This is a genomic window from Thermalbibacter longus (genome assembly GCF_023806485.1).
In the GTDB taxonomy this organism is placed as follows: Bacteria; Chloroflexota; Chloroflexia; order Thermomicrobiales; family Thermomicrobiaceae; genus Thermalbibacter; species Thermalbibacter longus.
The window spans coordinates 237,638-259,115 of sequence record NZ_JAMSLR010000003.1 but is presented as its reverse complement, the minus strand read 5'-3'; the positions used below and the strand labels follow the sequence as shown (position 1 = coordinate 259,115).

The window sequence follows — 21,478 nt, the reverse complement described above, 5'->3', positions numbered from 1 at the left end:
GAGCCCCTGATACCCGGCGGAGCGGTGGGTGACCACCCTGACCGCCGGCCGCATAGCCTGGAATCGGAATGCCGTGAGCCCGGCCCTCGTTGGCTTCATCTGGATCGTCGCGGTCACCTCGGTCTACTTCGCGCTCGACCTCGGCCGGCCAGACCGGCGCCTGCGGCCGGCGACGATCGTCCTGCTCGCGCTGGCCGTGCGCCTGCTCCCGGCGGTCGTCCTACCCTCGGGGGCGGTCTTCGACATGGAGTCGTATCGCATCGTGGCCGACCTGGTGCGGGCCGGCCAAGACGTCTACACGCACCCCGACGCCGAGGGCCGCCACCCATACCTCCCGTTCCAGATGTACGGCATGGCGCTGGCGCGCTGGTTGGCGCTCTCCTTCGACCTGCCCTTCTCGCTGCTGGTCAAGCTGCCGGCGATCCTGGCCGACGCTGCCATCGCCGGGCTCCTCTACCAGGCCAGCCGGAAGCTCTGGAGCGCGCAGGAGCTGCCGGCGCGTTCATCCGTGTGGGGTCTCGCCAGCGCCGACCCAGCGACCCTCGTCGCATCGCTCTACGCACTGCACCCGATCGCGCTCTACGTCGCCGCCTACCACGGCCAGTTCGACGCGCTCCCGCTGCTCTGTGCGCTGCTGGCCTGGTACTGGCTTCAGTTCCACGGCGCGGCGGCTAGTGGGCAACTCGCGGCGGGCCTGCTCCTCGGGCTCGGCGTGCTCGACAAGACGTGGCCGGCCGTCTTCCTACCACTGTTCCTGCTGCACCTACCGGGCCTGGCTGCCAGAGTGCGCCTGGCGGCCGGCACAGCGCTCCCGGTCGCAGCCGGCCTGATCGTGTACCTGGCGTTCTGGCCAGGTTCGCTGCGGGACATCCTGGGCACCGTGCTGGGCTACCGCGCCGTCACGGGGTGGTGGGGCTACACCGCGGTACTGAACCTGCTCAAGGCGGCCGCCGGGCAGTCTAGTCTCGCCTGGCTGCGACCGCTGGAGCCGGAGTCCCTCTTCGCGCTGGCCAGCCGGTACGGGACGTACGCCACGCTGGCGGCGCTGGGACTCTTCTACCTGACTCTGGGACGCTCGCGGGATCTCCTGGACGGCATGCTGACCGTCATTCTGCTGCTCTTTACCGTCACGGCCGGCTTCGGCGTGCAGTACCTGAGCTGGCTCGTGCCGCTCGCGCTGGTGGCGTTCCAGCTCGGCCCGCTGCGCTGGTACACCGGTATGGCCGTGCTGCTGCTCGAAGGCACGTACCTGATGAGCCTGATGCGCGGCTGGCTGCCCGGGGCGCTCTCCCCCCTCGGCGAGCAGGTCTTCATCTGGCTGCTGACGCTCCCGGTCTGGCTGGTGACGATCGCCTGGCTCGGCGATCAGCTCTTCCGGCCGCGGCGAACCGCGGAGGCAGAGGTTGATCCCCCGGCCTCGGCGCTGCCCGCCTGAGACCGCCTCAAGCGGCCGGTGTCCAGAGCTCGACGCCGATCAGGTCGAAATCGCGCGTCGCGACGCCAATGCCGTACTCGTCGCGCAGTGCCTCTTCGACGGGCAAGCCGGCCGCCCGCACGCGCTCGACCGCGGCCTCCCAGGCTGGCCTTTCGGGGATGACGATGGCGAACGCGAGCAGCCCGGTCGCATTCTGCGGCGGCGGCCCGGCCCGCCGGCTGTTCCAGATGTTCAGCCCGAGGTGATGGTGATACCCGCCGGCAGAGACGAACAGCGCGCCGGGATAGCTGCGCTGGGTCACCTCGAAGCCGAGGATGCCGCAGTAGAACTCCTCGGCGCGGTCGAGGTCGCTGACCTGCAGGTGCACGTGCCCGATGCGCGCATCCGGGGGCATCGTCGACCACGGTTGCGGGTCGGCCGCGAGCTCGCGCAGGAGATCGGGGATATCGAGCGGGTCGGTATACATGGCGACCTGCTCCCCCTGAGCCGGCCAGGCACTGCGCGGCCGGTCGGCGTAGATCTCGATCCCGTTGCCCTCGGCATCGTCGAGGTAGATCGCTTCGCTGACCCCGTGATCGGCAGCCCCGCCGATCGGCCAGCCGGCGTCGACTAGCCGTCGGATAACCCGGGCGAGTTCCCGGCGGTGCGGCAGTAAGATGGCCGTGTGGTACAGGCCAGTCGAGCGCTGGGGCCGGGGGATAGCGCCGGGAAGCTCGCTGAGCACGAAGTGCGCTGGGCGGTCAGGTGCGGGCCGGAGCCGGGCGGTTCGATCGTCCGGCAGGTCAACCTGGTAACCGAGCACATCGCGGTAGAAGCGGAGCGAGCGCTCCCGGTCGGCAACGCGGAGCTTCACCCAGCCGAGGGAGGTATCACCAGGCAGGCGTGGTTGGGTGGGCATCGTTTTGCTCCCATCACGACGGGACGGAGCCGGAGCTGGAGCAGCGTCAGTCGCGGAGACGCTCCGTCCAGTCTACCAGGGCCTCGAGCACCTCGTGGAGGCGCTGGCGGGTCTCCTCGTCGATGAGCCGCCCCTCTTGATCGAAGAGCTGGCCGGCGTTGCGGACCCAGAGGTCGGGCTTGGGGAGCACGTAGCTCTCGAGGGAGAAGAGCACCTGCCGCAGGGCCAGTTGCGCGCGGATCGTGCCGGACAAGCCGCCCGAGGCCCCGATGACGGCGACCGGCTTGCGGCGCAGCGGCGTGCTCGCCGGCGGCCGCGACACCCAATCGATCGCGTTCTTCAGAACCCCCGGGATACTCCAGTTGTATTCCGGTGTCGCGATCAGCACGGCGTCGGCGGCCACGATGGTCGCGTTCAGCCGCGCGACCGGCTCAGGAACGCCCTGCTGCCGCACGTCCTCGTTGTAGGGTGGGATCTCGTGTAGCTCGAAGAGCTCAATCTGGACGCATTCCGGGGCCACCTCCTGAGCAGCGCGCAGCAGCCCGCGGTTGTAGGAGCCGCGTCGCAAACTGCCGGGTATCCCGAGGATCAGAAAGGGCCGCGAGCTCACCCCGTTCCCCCTTTCAGCTCATCCCCCTCGACCGGCGGCCCACCGGCCACGGTACAGTATCCCACTGCAGACGCGCGTCCCCGCCTGTACATTCCCACGGCTCCTCCACACGCACAGGGTCGCCGGTAAGATAGGTTGAGAAAGCGGCGTCGCCGCTGGGATACCGTAAGCTCTGAGGGAGTAGCATGCATGCGGTTGGCACGTCGACTCGTCGCAGCCGTGGTCAGCGTGGCACTCCTCGTCTCGCCCGCCACGCTCGCGCAGACGGCCCCGATCGCCACCGGCGCGTTCGCCGGTACCTGGGCTCGGACTGACCAGCCAGTGCTGGAGGGCACCGCCCACCGGACCTGGATGTGGGGGCCTGGCCCGTTTACGGGAGCGATGGGCGAGCCGTATCGAGAGGCCCCCGGTGGGATCAGGCTCGTCCAGTACTTCGACAAGACGCGGATGGAGCTGACCGACCCGGCCGCCGACCCGCGCTCGCCCTGGTACGTCACCAACGGGCTGCTGGCCAAGGAACTGGTCACCGGCCAGCTCCAGCTCGGCCAGGACACGTTCGAGTCCCACTCGCCCGCTGCCGTCAACGTGGCCGGCGATGCCGACAACCCGGACGGGCTGACCTACGCGAGTTTCAGCACCCTGCTCGGCGCGGCCCCCCTGCCAGTCGGCGAGTTGATCACCCATACGCTCGACCGCGCAGGCGTCGTCGCGGAGAACCCCGAGCTGGCCGCCTATGGCGTCACCGCAGCCTATCTCGTGCCGGAGACCAACCACGCGGTGGCGTCAGTCTTCTGGGAGTTCATGAACAGCACCGGCCTGGTCTACGAGAACGGCCAGCGTGTCGAGGAACGCCTCTTCCAGAACCCGTTCTACGCCACCGGCTTCCCACTCACCGAAGCCTACTGGACGCGCATCCGCGTCGGCGGCGTCCAGCGCTGGGTCCTGGTGCAGGTCTTCGAGCGGCGCGTCTTGACCTACACACCCGATAACCCCGAGGGCTGGAGGGTGGAAGCTGGCAATGTCGGCCGGCACTACTACGCTTGGCGCTACGAGCTCCTCAGCAAGGAGCCCGCACCGCTTCCGGCTGGCTACCAGCCCCCGCCCGATCCCGCCTGGCACTGCGACCCAGCCTACCCGGATGCCTGCATCCCCTCCCCGCCGCCCGATCTGCGCTGCGTCGACGTTCCCTACCGGGGTTTCCGCGTCCTGCCGCCCGATCCCCAGGGATTCGACCGTGACCAGGACGGTCTCGGCTGCGAGGGCTGACCGCCGCGCGGCTCGGCCCTAGAGCTGCCGCAGGTGCAGCGCATCAGTATGGCCCGGCTCCGGGAAGTAGCGCAGGCTGCCGGTGAACACGACGTGATCGCCGCGCTGCGCGTAGCCGGCCTCGACGATCTTCCGCGCCATCTCGTCGATCAGCTCTTCGGTCGACTCAGCGAAGGGAGCCACCAGCGGGTAGACCCCCCAGACCAGCGAGAGCTGCCGCGCCACGTACGCGTCTACCGTCAGCGCGACGACCGGTGTCTCCGGGCGCTCGCGCGCGACCTCGCGGGCGGTGAACCCGGTGCGCGTGATGGCCGCGATGAGCTGAACGGCCTCCCAACGCCGCGCGATGTCGGTGGCCGCCCGGGCGATCGTCGAGGCGATCGTCGTCGGCGCCTCGCTGGCCGCTGGACGCCCCGGCGTGAAGTGCCGCTCAGTCGCGCTGATGATCCGATCCATCATCTCCACCGCTTCGACCGGGTACTGACCGGTCGCCGTCTCGGCGCTGAGCATCAGCGCATCGGTCCCCTCGATGACCGCGTTGGCGACGTCGGTCACCTCGGCACGGGTCGGGATCGGCTGGTTGACCATCGACTCCAGCATCTGTGTCGCAATGATGACTGGACGCCCACAGGCGCGAGCCGCCTCGATGATCCGCTTCTGGGCGATCGGCACATCCTCCGGCTGGAGCTGGACTCCCAGGTCGCCGCGGGCGACCATGATCGCATCGGCCACCCGGACGATCTCGTGGATCCGCTCCAGAGCCTCGGGGCGCTCGATCTTCGCGACCAGGTGCGCCCGCGCGCCGCAGCTCCGTAGCTCCTCGCGCACCAGCTCCAAATCGGCCGGGCTGGTCACGAAGCTCACCCCGAGGTACTCGAGGTCGTGCTCCGCAGCGAAGGCGATATCGGCCCGGTCGCGGTCGCTCAGGGTGAACGGGCGGCCCCGGAGCCCCGGCACCGTGACGCCCTGGCGGCCGAGAAGTAGCCCACCACGGGCCACCCGAGCCTGCAGCCGCCGGCCCGCTCGCCGCTCGACGACGAGCTCGAGCAACCCGTCAGCGATCAGGACGCGATCGCCCGGCTCGAGCTGCCCGGTCAGCGCCTCGTCCTCGATCGAGATCCGCCCCGGCTCCAGCGGCTGGCCATCGGGCACGACCTCGACCTGCTGCCCACGGATCAGCCGAACCGGGTCCTCGCCCGCCAGCGGCCCGGTGCGCGGTTTCCAGCCGGCGAGATCCTGCAAGATGCCGATGTGACGGCCGTCCCGCCCGGCCACCCGGCGGATACGTGCGATGATCTCCCGACGCTCCTCGGGGGCGTTGTGGGCCGCGTTGACCCGAACGACGTTGACCCCTGCCCGCAGCAGCTCGGCGAGCATGTCCTCGTCCCACGATGCCGGGCCGATGGTAGCCACGATCTTGGCCCGGCGCACGGTCTGCTTGCGCATGCGCTGCTCATCTCCATCTACGACCGTTGCACACTCCGGCAGCACCCGACCTGGTGAACGTCTCAGCATAGCGGACGCGCCTGACCACTGCCAACTCGCCAGTGCTACCATGAAAGGCGCAGGCAACGTCCCCGGGTCTCCACACGAAGGAGGGAACGATGCGTGCCGCCCGCCTCCACCAGTACGATCCGGAATTCCGCGGGCCGGACTATCTCGTCATCGACGAGGTCCCCGACCCCGCTATCCAGGAAGCCGACGACGTCATCGTCCGCATCGACGGCGCGGGGCTCTGCCGCACCGATCTCCACATCATCGAGGGGATCTGGCGGGGCAAGGTCTCGGTCGAGCTACCCTACACGCTGGGGCACGAGAACGCCGGCTTCGTCGAGGAGGTCGGCCCCGGCGTGCGCCGGTTCCAGCGGGGCGATCCGGTCATCGTCCACCCGCTGATCACCGACGGCGTGTGCCCGGCCTGCCGGCGGGGTAACGACATGCANACGGCGTGTGCCCGGCCTGCCGGCGGGGTAACGACATGCACTGCGAGAACAGCCGGTTCCCCGGGCTCAACTGCGACGACGCAGCTCAGGCGGTCATCCGGGAGGGCAGTGCGCTGCGAGAACAGCCGGTTCCCCGGGCTCAACTGCGACGGCGGCTTCGCCGACTATCTCCTGACGAAGGAGCGCAACCTCGTCCGCTTGCCCGATGGACTCCAGCCGCGGGAGGTTGCGCCGCACGCCGATGCCGGCCTGACCGCCTACCACGCGGCCAAGCGTGCCGCCCGGATGCTGGAGCCGGGGAACTGGGCCGTGCTGATCGGCTTCGGCGGGCTGGGCCACATTGCCTTCCAGGTGCTGCGCCACCTCAGCCCGGCTCGCATCATCGTCGTGGATCGCTCGGAACTGGCCCTGGGCCTGGCGCGGGAACTCGGGGCGGAGCACGTGGTACGAGCCGGGCCCGAGGCCGTTGCCGAGGTGCGCGAGCTGACCAGTGGCAAGGGAGCTGAAGTGGTGCTCGACTTCGTGGGCGAGGGCGGCTCGATTGCGCAGGGGCTGGCGATGACACGCAGAGCCGGAGCCTACTTCGTCATCGGCTACGGGGGTACGGTGGAGGTTCCGGCCATCGATCTCATCGCCGAGGAGAAGAGCATCATCGGTAACCTGGTGGGAACGTACGTAGACCTGCTCGAGCTGATGGCGCTGGCTGGCGAGGGGAAGGTGCGGCTGGCGGTAACATTCTATCCGCTCGAGCAGATCAACCAGGCCATCCGCGATCTCCACGAGGGGAAGATCAAGGGACGCGCGGTGGTGCTGCCCGGAGGGGCAGAGTAGGAGGGGAGCAGGAGGCGATGCCGATCGAGCTGGTGAGCGTCCGGATCGAGAAGCCGGAAGAGGTCAACGTTATCTTCGGGCAGTCGCACTTCATCAAGACCGTCGAGGACCTGCACGAGGCGCTGGTCACATCGGTGCCGGGGATCGCGTTCGGCCTCGCCTTCAGCGAGGCGTCTGGCCCGCGGCTGGTGCGCTGGAGCGGAACCGACCCGGAGTTGACCGAACTGGCCCGTCGCAATGTGCTCAATATCGCGGCCGGGCACTGCTTCCTGGTGATGCTGGGGAATGCCTACCCGATCAATGTCCTGCCAGCAATTCGCAATGTGGCCGAGGTCTGCACCATCTTCTGCGCAACCGCGAACCCGGTCGAGGTCATCCTGGCCGACGTCGGCGAGGGGCGTGCAGTGCTCGGGGTGGTCGATGGGTTCAAGCCGCTCGGCGTCGAGGCCGAGGCCGACGTGGTCAAGCGGGAAGAATTCCTGAGGCGGATCGGGTATAAGCTCGGCGGTTCGGTGTGATAACCTAGAGTTGTAGGTGGCTCGGTCCGAATGGTTTCGGTTGGCCGGGCGATTCCACTGACGAGGCTCGAGTGCCCGCCGGGAGTATGGGGTGCGGGCGTGGTCAGCGGATGGAGAGAGCCGCGCACGGCGTGGGCACGCGGCAGAGCCGCTCGCGTGCCGGGAAGTGTAGCGAGCCGCCTCCGGACGACGGGGGCGGAAGGCAGGAGGCTGGCATGACCAGTACGGTAGATGGGCGCTCGCCCGGGCTGGCGCTGCCCAAGAGCGAGTTGCTCGAGATGTACCGGCGGATGGTCCTCATTCGCCGGTTCGAAGAAGCGGCGGCCGAGCAGTACGCGCTCGGCAAGATCGCCGGCTTCCTCCACCTGTACATCGGGGAGGAAGCCGTGGCAGTGGGCGCTATCCACGCGATGGACGAGCGCGACCACCTGGTCACCCACTACCGCGACCACGGCTACGCGCTCGCGCTGGGCTTGGATCCCGGTCGCTGCATGGCCGAGCTGTTCGGCAAGTCGACTGGGCTGGTCGGCGGGCGTGGCGGCTCGATGCACTTCGCCGACGCGAGCAAGAATTTCTGGGGCGGGTATGCCATCGTCTCCGGCCACCTCCCGATCGCGGTCGGCTTGGGGCTGGCCAGCCAGTACCTGGACGAGCGGCGAGTAGCCGTAGCCATCTTCGGCGACGGAGCGACGAACGCCGGGCCGTTCCACGAGTCGATGAACCTGGCAGCGCTCTGGAAGCTGCCAGTTCTGTTTCTCTGCGAGAACAACCTGTACGGTATGGGCACCGCCGTCGAGCACGCCTCGGCCGTTCGCGAGATGGCCAGGAAAGCCTGCGCCTACGACATCCCGGCCGAGCGGGTGGACGGTCAGGACGTGCTGGCCGTCTACGAGGCGACCCGGGCAGCGCTCGAGCACTGTCGCTCCGGCAAGGGGCCATTCTTCCTGGAGGCGCTGACCTATCGCTTCCGCGGGCACTCGATGGCCGACCCGGAGATGTACCGCTCCAAGGAGGAGATCGAGGAGTACCGCCGCCAGCGCGACCCGATCGTCCTCTTCCGCAACCGTCTGACTCAAGAGGGCAAAGCTGAGGCAGCCGAGTTCGACGAGATCGATCGGGAGATCGATGAGGTCGTCGCGGCGGCGGTTCGGTTCGCCGATGAGAGCCCGGATCCCGATCCGGAGACGGTGACCGACTACGTCTACGCCGAGCCGGTTCGGGTGAGCTGACGGCGAGGAGCGAGACGGATGGCACGTGAGATTACCTATCGTGACGCGCTGCGCGAGGCGCTGCGCGAGGAGATGTACCGCGACGAGCGCGTCTTCCTGATGGGCGAGGATATCGGCGCCTACGGCGGCTCCTACGCCGTGACGCGTGGCTTCCTGCAGGAGTTCGGCCCCAAGCGCGTCCGCGACACACCGATCGCTGAGCTAGGCATCGTCGGTGCCGGGATCGGCGCGGCCATCGGCGGGTTGCGACCGGTCGTCGAGCTGATGACGATTAACTTCTCGCTGCTGGCGCTGGATCAGATCGTGAACCACGCGGCCAAGCTCCACTACATGTTCAACGGCCAGTTCACCGCGCCTGTGGTGATCCGGACAGCGGCCGGCTTCGGCCAGCTCGGCGCTACGCACTCCCAGACGTTCGAGCACTGGTTCGCCCACGTACCCGGCCTCCGCGTCGTGATGCCGGCCGTGCCGAAGGACGCGAAGGGATTCCTCAAGTCGGCCATCCGCGGCAACGACCCGGTGATCTTCATCGAGCACTCTCTGATCTACCGCAACCGGGGCGAGGTGCCGGACGACGAGGACTTCCTCTTGCCGCTGGAGGGCGCCGAGGTGCGCCGCGAGGGAACCGACGTGACCATCGTCTCGTGGTCGCGCGGGTACTACTTGGCGCTGGGAGCGGCCGAGGAGCTGGCCCGCGAGGGGATCGAGTGCGAGGTCATCGACCTGCGGGTGCTCCGCCCGCTGGATATCGATACGGTTGTTCGCTCAGTCCAGAAGACGAACCGGCTAGTGGTGGTCGAGGAGGGCTGGCGCACGCTGGCCATGGGTGCCGAGATCGCTGCGGCGGTACAAGAGAAGGCCTTCGATTACCTCGATGCGCCGATCGCCCGGGTTGGCAGCCTGGAGGTGCCGATGCCGTACGCGCGGAACCTCGAGCGCCTGGTGGTGCCCAATAAAGACCAGGTGGTCGAAGCGGTGCGCCAGGTGCTCTACCAGAAGCAGCCGGTCGCCGTCGGCTAGCGGAAGCGATCGAGCGGTCAGCCAGTCACGAGCGCGGAGGAACGACTGATGGCTAAGCCGATCGTCATGCCCCAGATGGGGTATGACATGACCGAGGGCACCATCCTGCGCTGGCTCAAGCGGGAAGGCGACCGCGTGGAGCGCGGGGAGCCGATCGCCGAGATCGAGACCGATAAAGTGAACCTGGAGATCGAATCGTTCGAGAGCGGGGTGCTCCTGAAGCTCGTGGCGCAGGAGGGGCAAACGATCCCGGTCGGCCAGCCGATCGCCATCGTCGGCGAGCCGGGCGAGCAGGTCGAGGTTGCAACAGCGCCTGCCGCCGCCGCGGATGGCCGAGCGCGACGGGAGGAGAAGGCCGAGCAACCGGTGGGCGCGCCGGCCGCCCAGGTGACGGAGGCCGTCGCCGAGCGCGCTCCGGGTGAACGGGTGCGCGCTTCGCCGCTGGTACGCCGGCTGGCCGCCGAGCACGGGATCGATCTGAACCAGGTTCGCGGCAGCGGCCCAGGAGGGCGCATCGTCAAGGAAGACATCATGCCGCTCATCGGCCGCCCGGCAGCCGCGCCGGAGGTACCGCCGGCCGAGGTCGCAGCTCCGGCCGCCCCGGCTGCGCCGGCCGCGCCGGCAGCGCCGCCCCGACCAGCAGTGGAGGTTCCGCCCGCGGCAGTCGCCCCCGGCCTGCCGGAGTTCGAGGTAGTCGACCTCAGCCGGATGCGACAGACCATCGCCCGGCGCATGGCGGAGAGCCACCAGCAGGCCCCGCACTTCTACGTGACGACGGTCGTCGAGATGGACGCCGCGCTGGCGCTTCGCAAGCAGATCAACGAGCAGGTCGACGACGAAGCAGAAAAGGTCTCGATCACCGACATGCTGGTCAAAGCCTGCGCGCTCGCCCTGCGCAAGCACCGCGGCCTCAACGCCAGCTTCGCCGGAACCCAGCTTCGAGTCTACAAGCGGATCGACATCGCCATCGCGGTCGCGGTCGAGAACGGGCTCATCACGCCGTACATCGTCGATGCCGACCACAAGCCGCTGGGCGAGATCGCCCGGCTCAGCAAGGATCTGATCAACCGGGCTCGCACCGGCGAGCTGCGGCCCGAGGAGTACCAGGGCGGAACGTTCACCATCAGCAACCTCGGCATGTATGGGCTGGTCGAGCACTTCACCGCCGTCATCAACCCGCCACAGGCCGCGATCCTGGCGGTCGGGAGCATCATCAAGGAGCCGGTCTACCGGGCTGACGGTGAGCTGGCTCCCTCGCAGCGGATGCGGATGACGCTGTCGACCGACCACCGGGTGGCCGACGGCGTCGCTGCAGCCCAGTTCCTGGCGGAGGTCAAGCACCTGCTGGAGCACCCGATGCTCCTGCTCGTGCGCTGAGGGTCTCGCCACGAGGACAGGCGTGCGATTTCGAGGGGGCGACCCAGGTCGCCCCCTATGCTCACCTCAGCTAGGTGACCCGCGATCCTGCCGCGGGCGAGCGCGTTCTCCGCCACCCCCAGCCCCCATACCGGCCAGGACTCCGACCACGGCGGGAGACTGTCTGCGCGCTGCTCTCGAAGCTCCGCTCGCACCATGCAAGCCCACTGAACGGGTCCCCCTCCTCCAGGCGGCGTTCCCCACGGCCGGAGGCGAGATGACTCCTGCCTATGAAATCCGTGAAGCGATAACCAGCGTTCCCCCACCGCAGGAGATGGGATGATCCGTCCTAGGCGAACGAACGACCCTTGACACCGGCAGGCTCGCAGCGTAGAATACGAACAGATGTTCTAATCCGGTGTTAGGGAAGGGGTTGGGATCGGGTGGACGCGCAGCGAGCCGTTCTCCACGCGGACCTCGACGCCTTCTTCGCCGCCGCGGAGGTACGTCGACGTCCGGAGCTGGCTGGTAAGCCGCTCATCGTCGGTGGGCGCCCTGGTGGGAGGGGTGTCGTCTCCTCGGCCAGCTATGAAGCCCGCCGCTACGGCATCCGCTCGGGCATGCCGATCAGACAAGCGGAGCGGCTCTGCCCGCAGGCGGTCTTCCTGCCGGTGGACTTCGCCTACTACCGCGAGCTGGCCGCGCAGTTCCGCGCCATCCTGAGCGACCTCAGCTCCCTCGTCGAGCATCTGAGCATCGATGAGGCATGCCTCGAACTCGGCCCGGCACCACGCTGGCCCGAAGAGCCCGCGGCTGCCGGCCGGCGACTGCGCCAGCGGGTGCGCGCGGAGCTGGGCTTGAGCGTGACCGTCGGGATCGCCACCAACCGGACGGTCGCCAAGGTCGCTGCCGATCTCGCCAAGCCAGACGGCCTGCGTCTGATCCCGCCAGGCCAGGAAGCGACGTTCCTGGCCCCGCTGCCGGTGGACTACCTGCCCGGCATCGGGCCGAACGCCGCCCGGCGACTGCGCGAGCTCGGCGTGCGCACCCTCGGCCAGCTCGCGCAGATACCACCGTACTGGCTGCGCGTCGTCTTCGGCCGCCGTGCCGAGGAGGTACACCAGCGGGCCCAGGGGATCGACCCGCGGCCGGTCACGCCGGAGGAGCGCGCGCCGAAGTCGATCGGGCACGAGCGCACCTTTCACCGAGACCTGAGCGAACGGAGCGAGATCCGCCAGGCGCTCCGCGAGCTGTCCGAGAAGACGGCCCGGGAGATGCGCCTCGAAGGGTTGCAGGGGCAGGTCGTCAGCGTCAAAGTGCGGTTCGACGACTTCACGACACTCGGCCGGCAGCGCCGCCTCGCACGCCCTACGATCGATGGGCGTGAGATCGCCGAGGCAGCCGTTGGCCTCGCCTTCGAGCTGCTGGACGAGTGGCGCCGCCCGGTTCGGCTACTGGGTGTGCGCGTGAGCGGCCTGGCACCGCTGGCGGTGCAGCTCGCGCTCTTCGATCCCAGACCACTCCGCGCGCTGCTGCTCCTGCGAGCGCTCGACCGGCTCGCTGCCCGGCGTGACGCAGCCGGGGCATCATCCCGGCGACCCGGCACCGCGCTCGGGTATCCGGTCGGCCCTGCCCGTCTTCTGGTATCGGCCCTCGAACGCCGCTAGTCTGTGACGGAGGACGAAGGATGACCCGTCGATCGATCGACGCGACCGAACAGGCCCCTCTGCGCTTCCGCTGGGTCTGCGACTGCGCCAACCCCCCGGTGCTGCTGGCCATCTACGACGAGACGGGGAGGATCGAAGTGAAGGTACGCCAGCGGCGCTACGTCGCCCAGGGATGGCTGGAAGCAACCTGTCCGCGCTGCGGCGCCAGGCACGTGCTGCAACTGCATCCCCTCGACGAGGCCGCGCCCGGCAGGGATAGCTGACGCGCGGCTCCTGCATGCCGAAGGTCAGGGCAAGCCGCTCTCATGGGCCTCCTCCCCACTGTAGTGCGTCGCCGAGGAAGCCCTCCCGCTCGAGCCCGCCCAGGGCAATCCACCGGTTCAGAGCGCGATAGCGCCTTCGTCGCCGGCCTGTAGCCGCGCCGGCGGGCGAGCAGCAGCGAACCCCGGTTCGCTCCTGCCGCCAGAGGGTGCATGGAAGGAGACTGTCACCGTGACGGTCGTGCTCGAGGGGCTGGTTGTTCCGCCCGACTTCGACCTCACGCCCGAACTCGACGCAGTGCTGAACCGCCTGGCTCATCGCGCCAAGGAGGATCCTGCCGCACGCAACGCGCTCTACGAGACGTTCGCGTTCAAGATCGGGCGCTTCGCCCGGCGCTGCGCGCAGCGCTCCGCGCTTCATGCCTGCGAGCCGGCAGACGTCGAGCAGGAAGCGTTCCTCGTCTTCTGCGAGCTGGTGCGACGCTGGCAGGGCAAGTCCAGCTTCGCCGGGTACTTCTTTCGCTGGTTCCCGGCGATGCTGCGCCAGGCCGTCGCGCGGTTGGAGCGCGGGCACCCCGCCGGGGCATCGTCGCTCCATGACCCGGAACCGGTCGCGGCGCCAGACCACGCCCTCCTGGTGATCGATGAACTCACCGGCTTGCCCGAGCGCGAGCTCCTGGTGCTCGAGCTGCGTGTCACCGCAGGTCTCCAGTTGCGCGAGATCGCGGCGCTGCTGGGCTGCCACCCGCGGACGGTCCGCAGGATCCTGCACCGTGCCCGGCAGCGGCTGGCTGATACCGGAGACAAGACCCGGGAGTCTGGGGCTCTCATCGACGACAACGAGGAGGCGAGCGACCGCGCGTGCCAGCGCCTGAGCGCCTGACGCTAGCGCCGTGGTGGATGTCGCCCTCGCCGGGACCGACAGCTCGCGATCAGGTCACGCGCCGAGCCGGACACAGGGAGCGAAGGCCTAGGGGTAGGCCGGCGCTCACTCCTTACGTGTTCGGATAGTCGGGCTCGACTTCGCCCGGAAGGGCTCGCGGGTCGCCGGTGATCACAAAAGCGATCCGCTCGCAGATGTTGGTGACCCGGTCGGCGATGCGTTCCAGGTTGTGCGCAGTCCAGAGCAAGAGCGTCGCTCGCTCGATCGTGGACGGGTCGCTGATCATGTAGGTCAGCAGCTCGCGATAGACCTGGTCGTAGAGCGCATCAACCTCGTCGTCGCGCCGCCAGATCGCGCGGCAAGCTTCGAGATCGCGGTCGATGAAGGCGTCCAGGCTGCCGCGCAGCATCTCGGCCGAAACCTCAGCCATCCGCGGGATATCGATCAGCGGCTTGAGCGGTGGCTGGCCGGCCAAGCGCTGCGCGATCTTGGCGATACCCTCTGCGTAGTCGCCGATCCGCTCGAGCTCGCTGATGATGAAGAGCGTCGCCGCGATGACCCGGAGATCGGTCGCCAGCGGCTGTTGGGTCGCGATCAGGAGCAGGGCCTTCTCTTCCAGCGCATAGGTACGCTCATCGATCTCCTTATCGCTCTGGATGACCTCCGTGGCCAGCGCTGTGTCGCGACTCTTGAGGGCCTGCACCGCACGCTGCACAGCTTTCTCGACCATGCTCCCGAGATGGAGCACTTCTTCGCGCAAAGATTGAAGCTCGCGCTCGAATTCGGCTCGCGTCCGGACAGCCATCCCCATGACGCACCTACCTGTTCTCTTACCGGTCAGACGTCGTCTCGATCGGGTCTCCGCTCTCCCCGCAGTCCCCTGCCCCTCGCTAGGCGGATGAGCGAGCGGCAACTGCAGCCTCTGGATGCGAACTGCGCGCAGATCGACTACGACTGCACCGGAGCCAGCATGATTTGGCTCATTCTATCACACCGGACGCCGCTTTCGGCCTATCTCCCACACAGCACGGTCCGAGCGGCCGCGCGAACGAGCGCGCACTCTGCCCTCAACCGATCTTGCCGGTGATGTACTCCTCGGTCTCGCGCCGCTTGGGATTGGTGAAGATCTGCTCCGCCGTGTCGAACTCGATCAGGCGCCCGGTTCGCTCCTCGCCGGCTAAGAGGAATGCGACGTAGTCGGCGATCCGGGCGGCCTGCTGCATGTTGTGCGTGACGATGACGATGGTGTAGCGCCGCTTCAGCTCGGCGATCAGCTCCTCGATGTGGTAGGTCGCGATGGGGTCGAGCGCACTGGTCGGCTCGTCCATCAGCAGCACCTCCGGCTCGATGGCCAGCGCCCGCGCGATGCACAGTCGCTGCTGCTGCCCACCGGAGAGCGATGAGCCGGGAGCGCCGAGCTTGTCCTTGACCTCGTCCCACAGCGCGGCCGCCCGAAGACTGCGCTCCACGATGTCGTCGGCCTGCGGCTTGGGGATGCGGGAGTGGTGCAAGCGGATGCCCGCGAGCACGTTGTCGTAGATCGAGAGGTGTGGGAACGGGTTCGGCTTCTGGAACACCATCCCGATCAACTGGCGTACCCGGGCTGGGTCGATCGCGGGGTCGTAGATGTCGACGCCGTCGAGCAGGACGCGGCCGCTGATCCGGGCGCCGGGGGCCAGCTCGTGCAGTCGATTGAGGCAACGGATGAAGGTGGACTTGCCGCAGCCCGAGGGCCCGATGACCGCGGTCACTGCTGCTGGGTGGATCGGGAACGTGATATCCGCCAGCGCCTGAAACGATCCGTAGAACGCGCTCAGCCGTTCCACAGCCATGCTGGCTGCCACGGCCTCGCGCTCTGCGAGCCTCTGCTCTGGCTCTCGCTGGCGCACGGTCACTGAGACCAGGGGATCGCTCATCGGCCTCGCTCCTCGCCGCGGCTGGGGATCTGGCTCCGGCAGCATGCCACGGCAGGCGCAGAGCGCCGCTCGCCTGGCAGCAGCTCGCGACGGCCTGCGCCCTTATCCGATCCGCCCGGTGATGTAGTCCTCGGTTCGCCGGTCTCGCGGGCGGATGAACATCTCTCGCGTCGGCGCGTATTCGATAAGCTCACCGATCCGATCCTCACCGGCCAGCATGAAGGCCGTATAGTCCGAGACCCGGGAGGCCTGCTGCATATTGTGCGTCACGATGACGATGGTATACGACTTCGCCAGCTCGCGCATCAGGTCTTCGATCCGCATCGTCGCCACGGGATCGAGCGCTGAGCATGGCTCGTCCATCAGCAGGATCTGCGGCTCGATAGCGAGCGCCCGCGCGATGCACAGCCGCTGCTGCTGCCCACCGGACAACGCCAGGGCGCTGGCGTCGAGCTTGTCCTTGACCTCGTCCCACAGCGCGGCCGCCCGCAATGCCTGCTCCACCCGCGCTGCCACGTCACCCCGGTAGCCGTTGACCCGCAGGCCGAACGCGACGTTTTCGAAGATCGACTTGGGGAACGGGTTCGGTCGCTGGAAGATCATCCCGATCTGCCGGCGCACCCAGACCGGGTCGGTATCCGGCGCATAGAGGTCGATCCCGTTCCTCCAGACCTTGCCCTCCACCCGGGCGCCAGGCGTTGTGTCGTGCATCCGGTTGAAGGCACGCAGCAGCGTGCTCTTGCCACAGCCCGACGGGCCGATAATCGCGGTGATACTTCGCTCCGGAATCACCATCGAAATCTCGCGGATAGCCTGGCGTGTGCCGTACCAGACTGAAAGCGTCTCGACACGAAGCGCGGGCTGGCCGGGCGGAACGACGATGTGGCGGCGCTCGGTCGTCGGTGCGCTCATGCCCTCGCCCTCTCAGTCGCGAATCTGGCGCTGCAAGCGCGCGCGCAGCAGGATCGCTACCGCGTTGAACGTCAGGAGCACGGCGAGCAAGATGATGATGCCGCCGGCGGCGAGCTGGTGGAAAGCCGGCTGGGGACGCGAGATCCAGTTGTAGATCTGAATAGGCATTACGGTGAACGGATCGAATAGGCTTCCCGGCGTGAAGGCCACGTAGGTGAGCGCGCCGATCGTGATCAGGGGGGCCGTCTCGCCGATCGCGCGCGAGAGCGCCAGGATGGTACCGGTCAGGATACCAGGCATCGCCACCGGCAAGACGAACATCCGCACCGTCTGCCAGCGCGACGCGCCCAGCGCATAGCCGGCCTCGCGGATCGAGGGCGGTACCGCGCGCAGCGCCTCCCGGCCGGCGATGATGATGATCGGCAGGATCAGGAGGCTCAGCGTCAGCGCCCCGGCGATCAGGCTCCGCCCCAGCGCGAAGGTGCGCACGAAGATTCCGAGCCCGAGCAGCCCGTAGACGATCGAGGGGACCGCGGCCAGGTTCGAGATGTTTAGCTCGATGAAGCTCGTCAGCCGGTTCTTCGGAGCGAACTCCTCGAGGTAGACCGCGGCCGATACCCCCAGCGGGAAGGCGATCACCGCGGTGAGCACCATCATATAGATCGTGCCCACGAGCGCCGAGCGGATCCCAGCAGCACTCGCCCGGCGCGACGGGAAGTTCAGGATGAAGTCCCACGAGAGCACCGACCAGCCGTCGCGCACCACGTCGACGATGAGCGCCCCGAGGGTCAGCAGCCCGATCGCCATCGCCACGACCGTCAGCACTCCGAAGACGGCGCCGACCTTCCGGCGCAGCGAGAGCCGGGGCTGGAACTCCGTCTCGGTGTCCACGGCCGGCTTAAGCTGCGTCCCCGTCACTGGTAGATCTCCCGGAAGCGCCGCAGGAAGCGGAAGCTGAGCAGGTTCAGGCCCATCGTAATCAGGAAGAGCGTCGTGCCGACGGCGAAGATCGTCTGGTACTCGAGCGTGCCGTGCGGGGTGTCACCCAGGCTCACCTGGACAATGTAGGCAGTCATCGCCTGCATCTGCTCCAGCGGGTTGAACGAGAGCCGCGGAGTGTTCCCCATCGCGATCACCACGATCATCGTCTCACCCACCGCCCGCGAGACCGCCAGGATGAACGAGGCGACGATGCCGGAGAGCGAGGCCGGCACGACCACGCGCCATACCACCTCGAGCTTCGTCGCGCCCAGCGCGTAGGCCGCCTCGCGCAGGGACTGGGGCACGGCCAGCATCGCGTCCTGAGAGAGCGAGGCGACCAGCGGCAGGATCATGATCCCCATCACCAGACCGGCCGACAGCACGTTGAAGACTTGCAGGTTAGGGATGAAGCGCTGGAGCAGCGGGGTCACGAAGAGCAGCGCGAAGTAGCCGTACACCACAGTCGGCACGCCGGCCAGGATCTCGAGGATCGGCTTGATCAGGCGTGCCAGGCGAGGAGGCAAGTACTCGGCCAGGCCGATCGCTGCCAGCAACCCGAGGGGCAGCGCGACGAGCATGGCGATGGACGAGACCAGCAGCGTCGCGACCGCGAGCGGAGCGATCCCGAAGTGCTTCTCGGCGAAGAGCGGTGTCCACTGCGTATCGGTGAAGAACTCGACGAGCGAGACTCGCTGGAAGAAGTGGATCGTCTCGATGCTCAGGGTATAGATGATCCCCGCAGTCGTGAGGACGGAGATCGCCGCCGCCAGGAAGAGCCAGCCGGTAATCAGGCGCTCGCGGAGCCGGCGCCGCCGGTCCTCCGCGAGATCGCCACGCAGCACGCGCTGGATCCGCTCGCGCCGTTCGGCGAGCGACACCGCAGGTAGAGCCTCGACTGGCTGTGGGATGCCCGGCGCGCGCTCCATCGACGGTACCTGCCCCCTCTCCCCGGCCGATTCTACTCGTCCCGACCAAACCGGGGTAGACCACTCGACGCGCTGGCTCGCCTACTGCTCACGACGCAGGACCTCCTCGATCGAGACGCCGACCTCGACACCCTGGAAGACCGACCCTGTCTTGCGCTGCTCGTACCGCTCCATGACGAGCTGGTACGCCTCGTCCGGCAACGGGATGTAGCCGACCTCTTCAGCCAGCGCTGCCGCGTTCTCCAGATAGAACCGCACGAAGGCGTCCACCTCCGGCCGCTCGATCGCCGTCATCGAGACATAGATGAAGATCGGCCGGGAGAGCGGTACGTACTGGCCATTCTTCACCGTCTCCAGGCTGGGCATGACCGGTTCTCCGGTCTTCGGGTTGACGATGGGCACGATCTTCACCCGGCCCGCGTTCTCGACCGCGTACGCGAGCCCGAAGTAGCCGAGCGCGTTGACATCGCCGGCCACGCCCTGGACCAGCACGTTGTCGTCCTCGGACGCGGTGTAGTCCCCGCGGCTGGCTCCGCTCTCACCGACGATCGCCTCGGTGAAGTAGTCGAAGGTCCCCGAGTCCGTACCGGCACCGTACAGGTTCAGCGGCTCGTCGGGCCACTCCGGCCGGATCTGGTTCCAGCGCGTCACCGTCCCCTGCGCGGCTGGTTCCCACATCTTCTTCAGCTCGTCCACCGTCAGGTGATCGACCCAGTCGTTCTGCGGGTTGACGACGACCGAGAGCCCGTCAAAGGCGACCGGCAACTCGATAAACTCGACGCCGTTCTGCTGGCAGGTCTGAAGCTCGGAATCCTTGATCGGCCGCGAGGCGTCGCTGATATCGATCTCCTTGGCGCAGAACTTCTTGAAGCCGCCGCCGGTGCCGGAGATGCCGACCGTGACCTGGACGTCTGGGTACTGCTTCTGGAACTCCTCCGCCACGGCCTCGCTGATCGGGAACACCGTGCTCGATCCATCGATGGTGACCAGGCCAGAAAGACGTTGCGCGGTCGGAGTGGGAGCCGGCGCTGGCGTCGGAGTCGCCATGGTCGTGCCGCCACTCGGCGCTGCTGTGGGCGTGGATTCTGCCTGCTGGCAGGCCGACAGAAATGATGCCAACGCAGGCACAGTAAGTCCGGCGAGCGCCGCGCGGCGCAGCATCTCGCGCCGTGTTACCCGATCAGCCACGTAAGCCCGGAACCCTTGCTCATCAGTCCACTTCTTCCGCACCATGCTGTTCTCCTCCTGTCTCGACTATCGCCCACTCGCTCGCGTCCGGAGTGAACCGGTAGCCAACGCCGTGTACGGTCTGGATCAGGTGCGATCCATCTGGCTCTCCTTCCAGCGCTGCTCGAATCCGCCGGATATGCACATCGATGTTGCGAGGATCGACGATCACCTCCTGGCCCCACACCAGGTCGAGGAGCTCCGCACGGGTGCAGGCCTGACCGGCCCGCTTCACCAGCGCCGCCAGCAGGGCGAACTCTTTCGGTGGAAGATGAATCTCTCGATCATGATAGAGCACCCGGTGCTCGTCGAGGAAGATCGCTAGCCTGCCGGCGGTCAACACCTGCGGTTCGCCGCTGGACGCCGCTGCCCGCCGCACGAGCGCCTCGACCCGAGCCATCAGCTCGCGCATGCGGAATGGCTTGGTCAGGTAGTCGTCAGCGCCAGCAGCGAACCCAGCGACGACATCCTCCTCGCCGTCGCGGGCAGTCAGCATCAGGATCGGTACGGGTGACCACTTGCGGATGAGCCGGCAGACGTCCCGGCCATCGATGCCGGGCAGCATCAGGTCGAGGATCACGATGTCGGGCCGTACTGAGCGCACCAGCATCAGCGCCTGCTTGCCATCAGGAGCGACCCATGCGCTGTAGCCGTGTCGCTCCAGGTTGTAGCGCAGCAGCTCGGCCAGCGTCGCGTCGTCCTCTACCACCACCGCGCGGCGCCGGTCGACGCTCTGGCTACCGCGAGAAACCCCACGCTCACGCTGTTCGGCCATCTGATGCCCGCTCCCCGGCGAGGCTCTGGCGTGCTCCGCCATCCGTCCTCCTCCACTGTAGCGAGCGGGAGTTAACGCAGTGCGAGCGGGGAATTAACGCGCGATTAACGGAGGGGGAACACGAGCGCCACCCGCTGCCTGGCGCCAGCACGGGCCTAACCCCGCAGCAGTCCGGCGACGGCTCGCACCACGTCATCGATGCTGAAGGGACGCACCAGCACGCGGGCAGCCCGGGCTTCGACGTCGGGCTGCCCGGCGAGCATCGAGCTCTTGAGCACGATGACCGGAACGTCCGGCCAGCGGCGGAGGAGCTCCAGGACGCGTGGCAGCTCCCCGGCAGACTGCCGGGCCAGGTCGAGGATCAACAGCGCGGGCGAGAGCTCCCACCGTTCCAGGTACGCGAGAGCGTCACCCGGGCCAGGCACGGCGACCACCCAGAGCCCATCCTCTTCGAGCTGCGCTTTGAGATACGCCCGGGCCGGCCACTCGCGCTCGACCAGGATAATCGGCCCGATCCACCTTGTAGTCGTTCGTTGCTGCGACACTGCTACGCCCCGCGCGATGCGTCCCCCACCATCCATGCTCCTGACAGCGAGTACCTCAAGTCAACCACGGAGACTCCAGCGGTCGATCTCCCCGCCCACCTCCAGCCCCTCGCTCGCGCAGTGCGGGAGAGGGGTGCCCGAAGAGCGGGAAGGGCGGTGATGGTGGGGGGACATCACCGCCCGGTATTAGGGAGATGTGGGGGGCTCACAAGGCTGTGACAGCACTGGCCGGTCGTCGCCGGCCCTGCTCCAGGCTGGAGGGTTCTCGCGGATCGCCCTC

Annotated in this window: 21 protein-coding genes; 10 read left to right on the top strand and 11 right to left on the bottom strand. The window is 68.0% G+C overall.

Annotated features, from left to right (window positions below):
• Positions 1 to 28 precede the first annotated feature (28 nt).
• Positions 29 to 1,435, top strand: a complete 1,407-nt coding sequence (locus NET02_RS06080) for a hypothetical protein (protein WP_284056491.1) — start codon at positions 29 to 31, stop codon at positions 1,433 to 1,435.
• 7 nt (positions 1,436 to 1,442) lie between these two features.
• On the opposite strand, the gene NET02_RS06075 is transcribed toward NET02_RS06080, so the two are convergent.
• The gene (locus NET02_RS06075) at positions 1,443 to 2,333 is read right to left on the bottom strand and encodes a VOC family protein (protein ID WP_284056490.1); all 891 of its coding nucleotides are present in this window, start codon (positions 2,331 to 2,333) and stop codon (positions 1,443 to 1,445) included.
• A gap of 46 nt (positions 2,334 to 2,379) precedes the next feature.
• Positions 2,380 to 2,943: an NADPH-dependent FMN reductase gene (locus tag NET02_RS06070; RefSeq protein WP_284056489.1), complete on the bottom strand. Its 564-nt coding sequence runs from the start codon at positions 2,941 to 2,943 to the stop codon at positions 2,380 to 2,382.
• A 189-nt stretch (positions 2,944 to 3,132) separates the two neighbouring features.
• On the opposite strand from NET02_RS06070, the gene NET02_RS06065 reads away from it, so the two are divergent.
• On the top strand, positions 3,133 to 4,209 hold the full coding sequence (locus NET02_RS06065) for a peptidase domain-containing protein (RefSeq protein ID WP_284056488.1): 1,077 nt from the start codon (positions 3,133 to 3,135) through the stop codon (positions 4,207 to 4,209).
• 18 nt (positions 4,210 to 4,227) lie between these two features.
• Here the strand turns inward: NET02_RS06065 and pyk are convergent, their stop codons facing one another.
• On the bottom strand, positions 4,228 to 5,655 hold the full coding sequence (gene pyk, locus NET02_RS06060) for a pyruvate kinase (RefSeq protein WP_284056487.1): 1,428 nt from the start codon (positions 5,653 to 5,655) through the stop codon (positions 4,228 to 4,230).
• Positions 5,656 to 5,813: 158 nt separating this feature from the next.
• On the opposite strand from pyk, the gene NET02_RS06055 reads away from it, so the two are divergent.
• The 8 genes from NET02_RS06055 to NET02_RS06020 all read left to right on the top strand — a co-directional run bounded on the left by NET02_RS06055 (position 5,814) and on the right by NET02_RS06020 (position 13,916).
• Positions 5,814 to 6,983, top strand: coding sequence for an NAD(P)-dependent alcohol dehydrogenase (locus NET02_RS06055; protein ID WP_284056486.1), 1,170 nt, complete (start codon positions 5,814 to 5,816; stop codon positions 6,981 to 6,983).
• A gap of 17 nt (positions 6,984 to 7,000) precedes the next feature.
• Positions 7,001 to 7,501: an adenosine-specific kinase gene (locus NET02_RS06050; RefSeq protein WP_284056485.1), complete on the top strand. Its 501-nt coding sequence runs from the start codon at positions 7,001 to 7,003 to the stop codon at positions 7,499 to 7,501.
• A gap of 215 nt (positions 7,502 to 7,716) precedes the next feature.
• Positions 7,717 to 8,730, top strand: coding sequence for a pyruvate dehydrogenase (acetyl-transferring) E1 component subunit alpha (gene pdhA, locus NET02_RS06045; RefSeq protein WP_284056484.1), 1,014 nt, complete (start codon positions 7,717 to 7,719; stop codon positions 8,728 to 8,730).
• 18 nt (positions 8,731 to 8,748) lie between these two features.
• Positions 8,749 to 9,750, top strand: a complete 1,002-nt coding sequence (locus tag NET02_RS06040; protein ID WP_284056483.1) for a pyruvate dehydrogenase complex E1 component subunit beta — start codon at positions 8,749 to 8,751, stop codon at positions 9,748 to 9,750.
• Between the two features lie 48 nt (positions 9,751 to 9,798).
• Positions 9,799 to 11,127 (top strand): dihydrolipoamide acetyltransferase family protein, encoded by a 1,329-nt coding sequence (locus NET02_RS06035; protein WP_284056482.1) that lies wholly within the window; start codon positions 9,799 to 9,801, stop codon positions 11,125 to 11,127.
• Positions 11,128 to 11,549: 422 nt separating this feature from the next.
• On the top strand, positions 11,550 to 12,773 hold the full coding sequence (gene dinB / locus NET02_RS06030; protein ID WP_284056481.1) for a DNA polymerase IV: 1,224 nt from the start codon (positions 11,550 to 11,552) through the stop codon (positions 12,771 to 12,773).
• A gap of 20 nt (positions 12,774 to 12,793) precedes the next feature.
• Positions 12,794 to 13,036 carry a hypothetical protein gene (locus NET02_RS06025; RefSeq protein ID WP_284056480.1) on the top strand — a complete coding sequence of 81 codons (243 nt, stop codon included), beginning with the start codon at positions 12,794 to 12,796 and terminating at the stop codon, positions 13,034 to 13,036.
• 229 nt (positions 13,037 to 13,265) lie between these two features.
• Positions 13,266 to 13,916, top strand: a complete 651-nt coding sequence (locus tag NET02_RS06020; protein ID WP_284056479.1) for a sigma-70 family RNA polymerase sigma factor — start codon at positions 13,266 to 13,268, stop codon at positions 13,914 to 13,916.
• A 112-nt stretch (positions 13,917 to 14,028) separates the two neighbouring features.
• Here NET02_RS06020 and phoU read toward each other — a convergent pair whose 3' ends face one another.
• From phoU to NET02_RS05980, 8 genes are all read right to left on the bottom strand, one after another.
• The gene (gene phoU, locus NET02_RS06015) at positions 14,029 to 14,721 is read right to left on the bottom strand and encodes a phosphate signaling complex protein PhoU (protein WP_284056478.1); all 693 of its coding nucleotides are present in this window, start codon (positions 14,719 to 14,721) and stop codon (positions 14,029 to 14,031) included.
• A 262-nt stretch (positions 14,722 to 14,983) separates the two neighbouring features.
• Positions 14,984 to 15,760, bottom strand: a complete 777-nt coding sequence (gene pstB, locus NET02_RS06010) for a phosphate ABC transporter ATP-binding protein PstB (protein ID WP_284056625.1) — start codon at positions 15,758 to 15,760, stop codon at positions 14,984 to 14,986.
• A gap of 174 nt (positions 15,761 to 15,934) precedes the next feature.
• Complete coding sequence (gene pstB / locus NET02_RS06005) at positions 15,935 to 16,744, bottom strand: phosphate ABC transporter ATP-binding protein PstB (protein ID WP_284056477.1); 810 nt, start codon at positions 16,742 to 16,744, stop codon at positions 15,935 to 15,937.
• Between the two features lie 12 nt (positions 16,745 to 16,756).
• Positions 16,757 to 17,662, bottom strand: coding sequence for a phosphate ABC transporter permease PstA (gene pstA / locus NET02_RS06000; RefSeq protein WP_284056476.1), 906 nt, complete (start codon positions 17,660 to 17,662; stop codon positions 16,757 to 16,759).
• On the bottom strand, positions 17,659 to 18,651 hold the full coding sequence (gene pstC / locus NET02_RS05995) for a phosphate ABC transporter permease subunit PstC (protein WP_284056475.1): 993 nt from the start codon (positions 18,649 to 18,651) through the stop codon (positions 17,659 to 17,661). Before pstC ends, pstA begins: the two co-directional genes overlap by 4 nt.
• An 81-nt stretch (positions 18,652 to 18,732) precedes the next feature.
• Positions 18,733 to 19,698 carry a PstS family phosphate ABC transporter substrate-binding protein gene (locus NET02_RS05990; protein ID WP_430981073.1) on the bottom strand — a complete coding sequence of 322 codons (966 nt, stop codon included), beginning with the start codon at positions 19,696 to 19,698 and terminating at the stop codon, positions 18,733 to 18,735.
• 163 nt (positions 19,699 to 19,861) lie between these two features.
• Positions 19,862 to 20,653, bottom strand: coding sequence for a response regulator transcription factor (locus NET02_RS05985; RefSeq protein ID WP_284056473.1), 792 nt, complete (start codon positions 20,651 to 20,653; stop codon positions 19,862 to 19,864).
• 155 nt (positions 20,654 to 20,808) lie between these two features.
• Positions 20,809 to 21,198: a PleD family two-component system response regulator gene (locus NET02_RS05980; protein ID WP_284056472.1), complete on the bottom strand. Its 390-nt coding sequence runs from the start codon at positions 21,196 to 21,198 to the stop codon at positions 20,809 to 20,811.
• Between the last annotated feature and the right edge of the window lie 280 nt (positions 21,199 to 21,478).

Excerpts from the sequence above, each read along its gene's own strand:
- pstB (WP_284056477.1), bottom strand. The coding sequence starts at position 16,744 with ATGAGCGCACCGACGACCGAGCGCCGCCACATCGTCGTTCCGCCCGGC.
- NET02_RS06050 (WP_284056485.1), top strand. The coding sequence starts at position 7,001 with ATGCCGATCGAGCTGGTGAGCGTCCGGATCGAGAAGCCGGAAGAGGTC.
- pyk (WP_284056487.1), bottom strand. The coding sequence starts at position 5,655 with ATGCGCAAGCAGACCGTGCGCCGGGCCAAGATCGTGGCTACCATCGGC.
- NET02_RS06035 (WP_284056482.1), top strand. The coding sequence starts at position 9,799 with ATGGCTAAGCCGATCGTCATGCCCCAGATGGGGTATGACATGACCGAG.
- pdhA (WP_284056484.1), top strand. The coding sequence starts at position 7,717 with ATGACCAGTACGGTAGATGGGCGCTCGCCCGGGCTGGCGCTGCCCAAG.
- NET02_RS06065 (WP_284056488.1), top strand. The coding sequence starts at position 3,133 with ATGCGGTTGGCACGTCGACTCGTCGCAGCCGTGGTCAGCGTGGCACTC.
- NET02_RS05985 (WP_284056473.1), bottom strand. The coding sequence starts at position 20,653 with ATGGCCGAACAGCGTGAGCGTGGGGTTTCTCGCGGTAGCCAGAGCGTC.
- NET02_RS06025 (WP_284056480.1), top strand. The coding sequence starts at position 12,794 with ATGACCCGTCGATCGATCGACGCGACCGAACAGGCCCCTCTGCGCTTC.
- phoU (WP_284056478.1), bottom strand. The coding sequence starts at position 14,721 with ATGGCTGTCCGGACGCGAGCCGAATTCGAGCGCGAGCTTCAATCTTTG.
- NET02_RS05990 (WP_430981073.1), bottom strand. The coding sequence starts at position 19,698 with ATGGCGACTCCGACGCCAGCGCCGGCTCCCACTCCGACCGCGCAACGT.
- pstC (WP_284056475.1), bottom strand. The coding sequence starts at position 18,651 with ATGGAGCGCGCGCCGGGCATCCCACAGCCAGTCGAGGCTCTACCTGCG.
- NET02_RS06040 (WP_284056483.1), top strand. The coding sequence starts at position 8,749 with ATGGCACGTGAGATTACCTATCGTGACGCGCTGCGCGAGGCGCTGCGC.
- NET02_RS06075 (WP_284056490.1), bottom strand. The coding sequence starts at position 2,333 with ATGCCCACCCAACCACGCCTGCCTGGTGATACCTCCCTCGGCTGGGTG.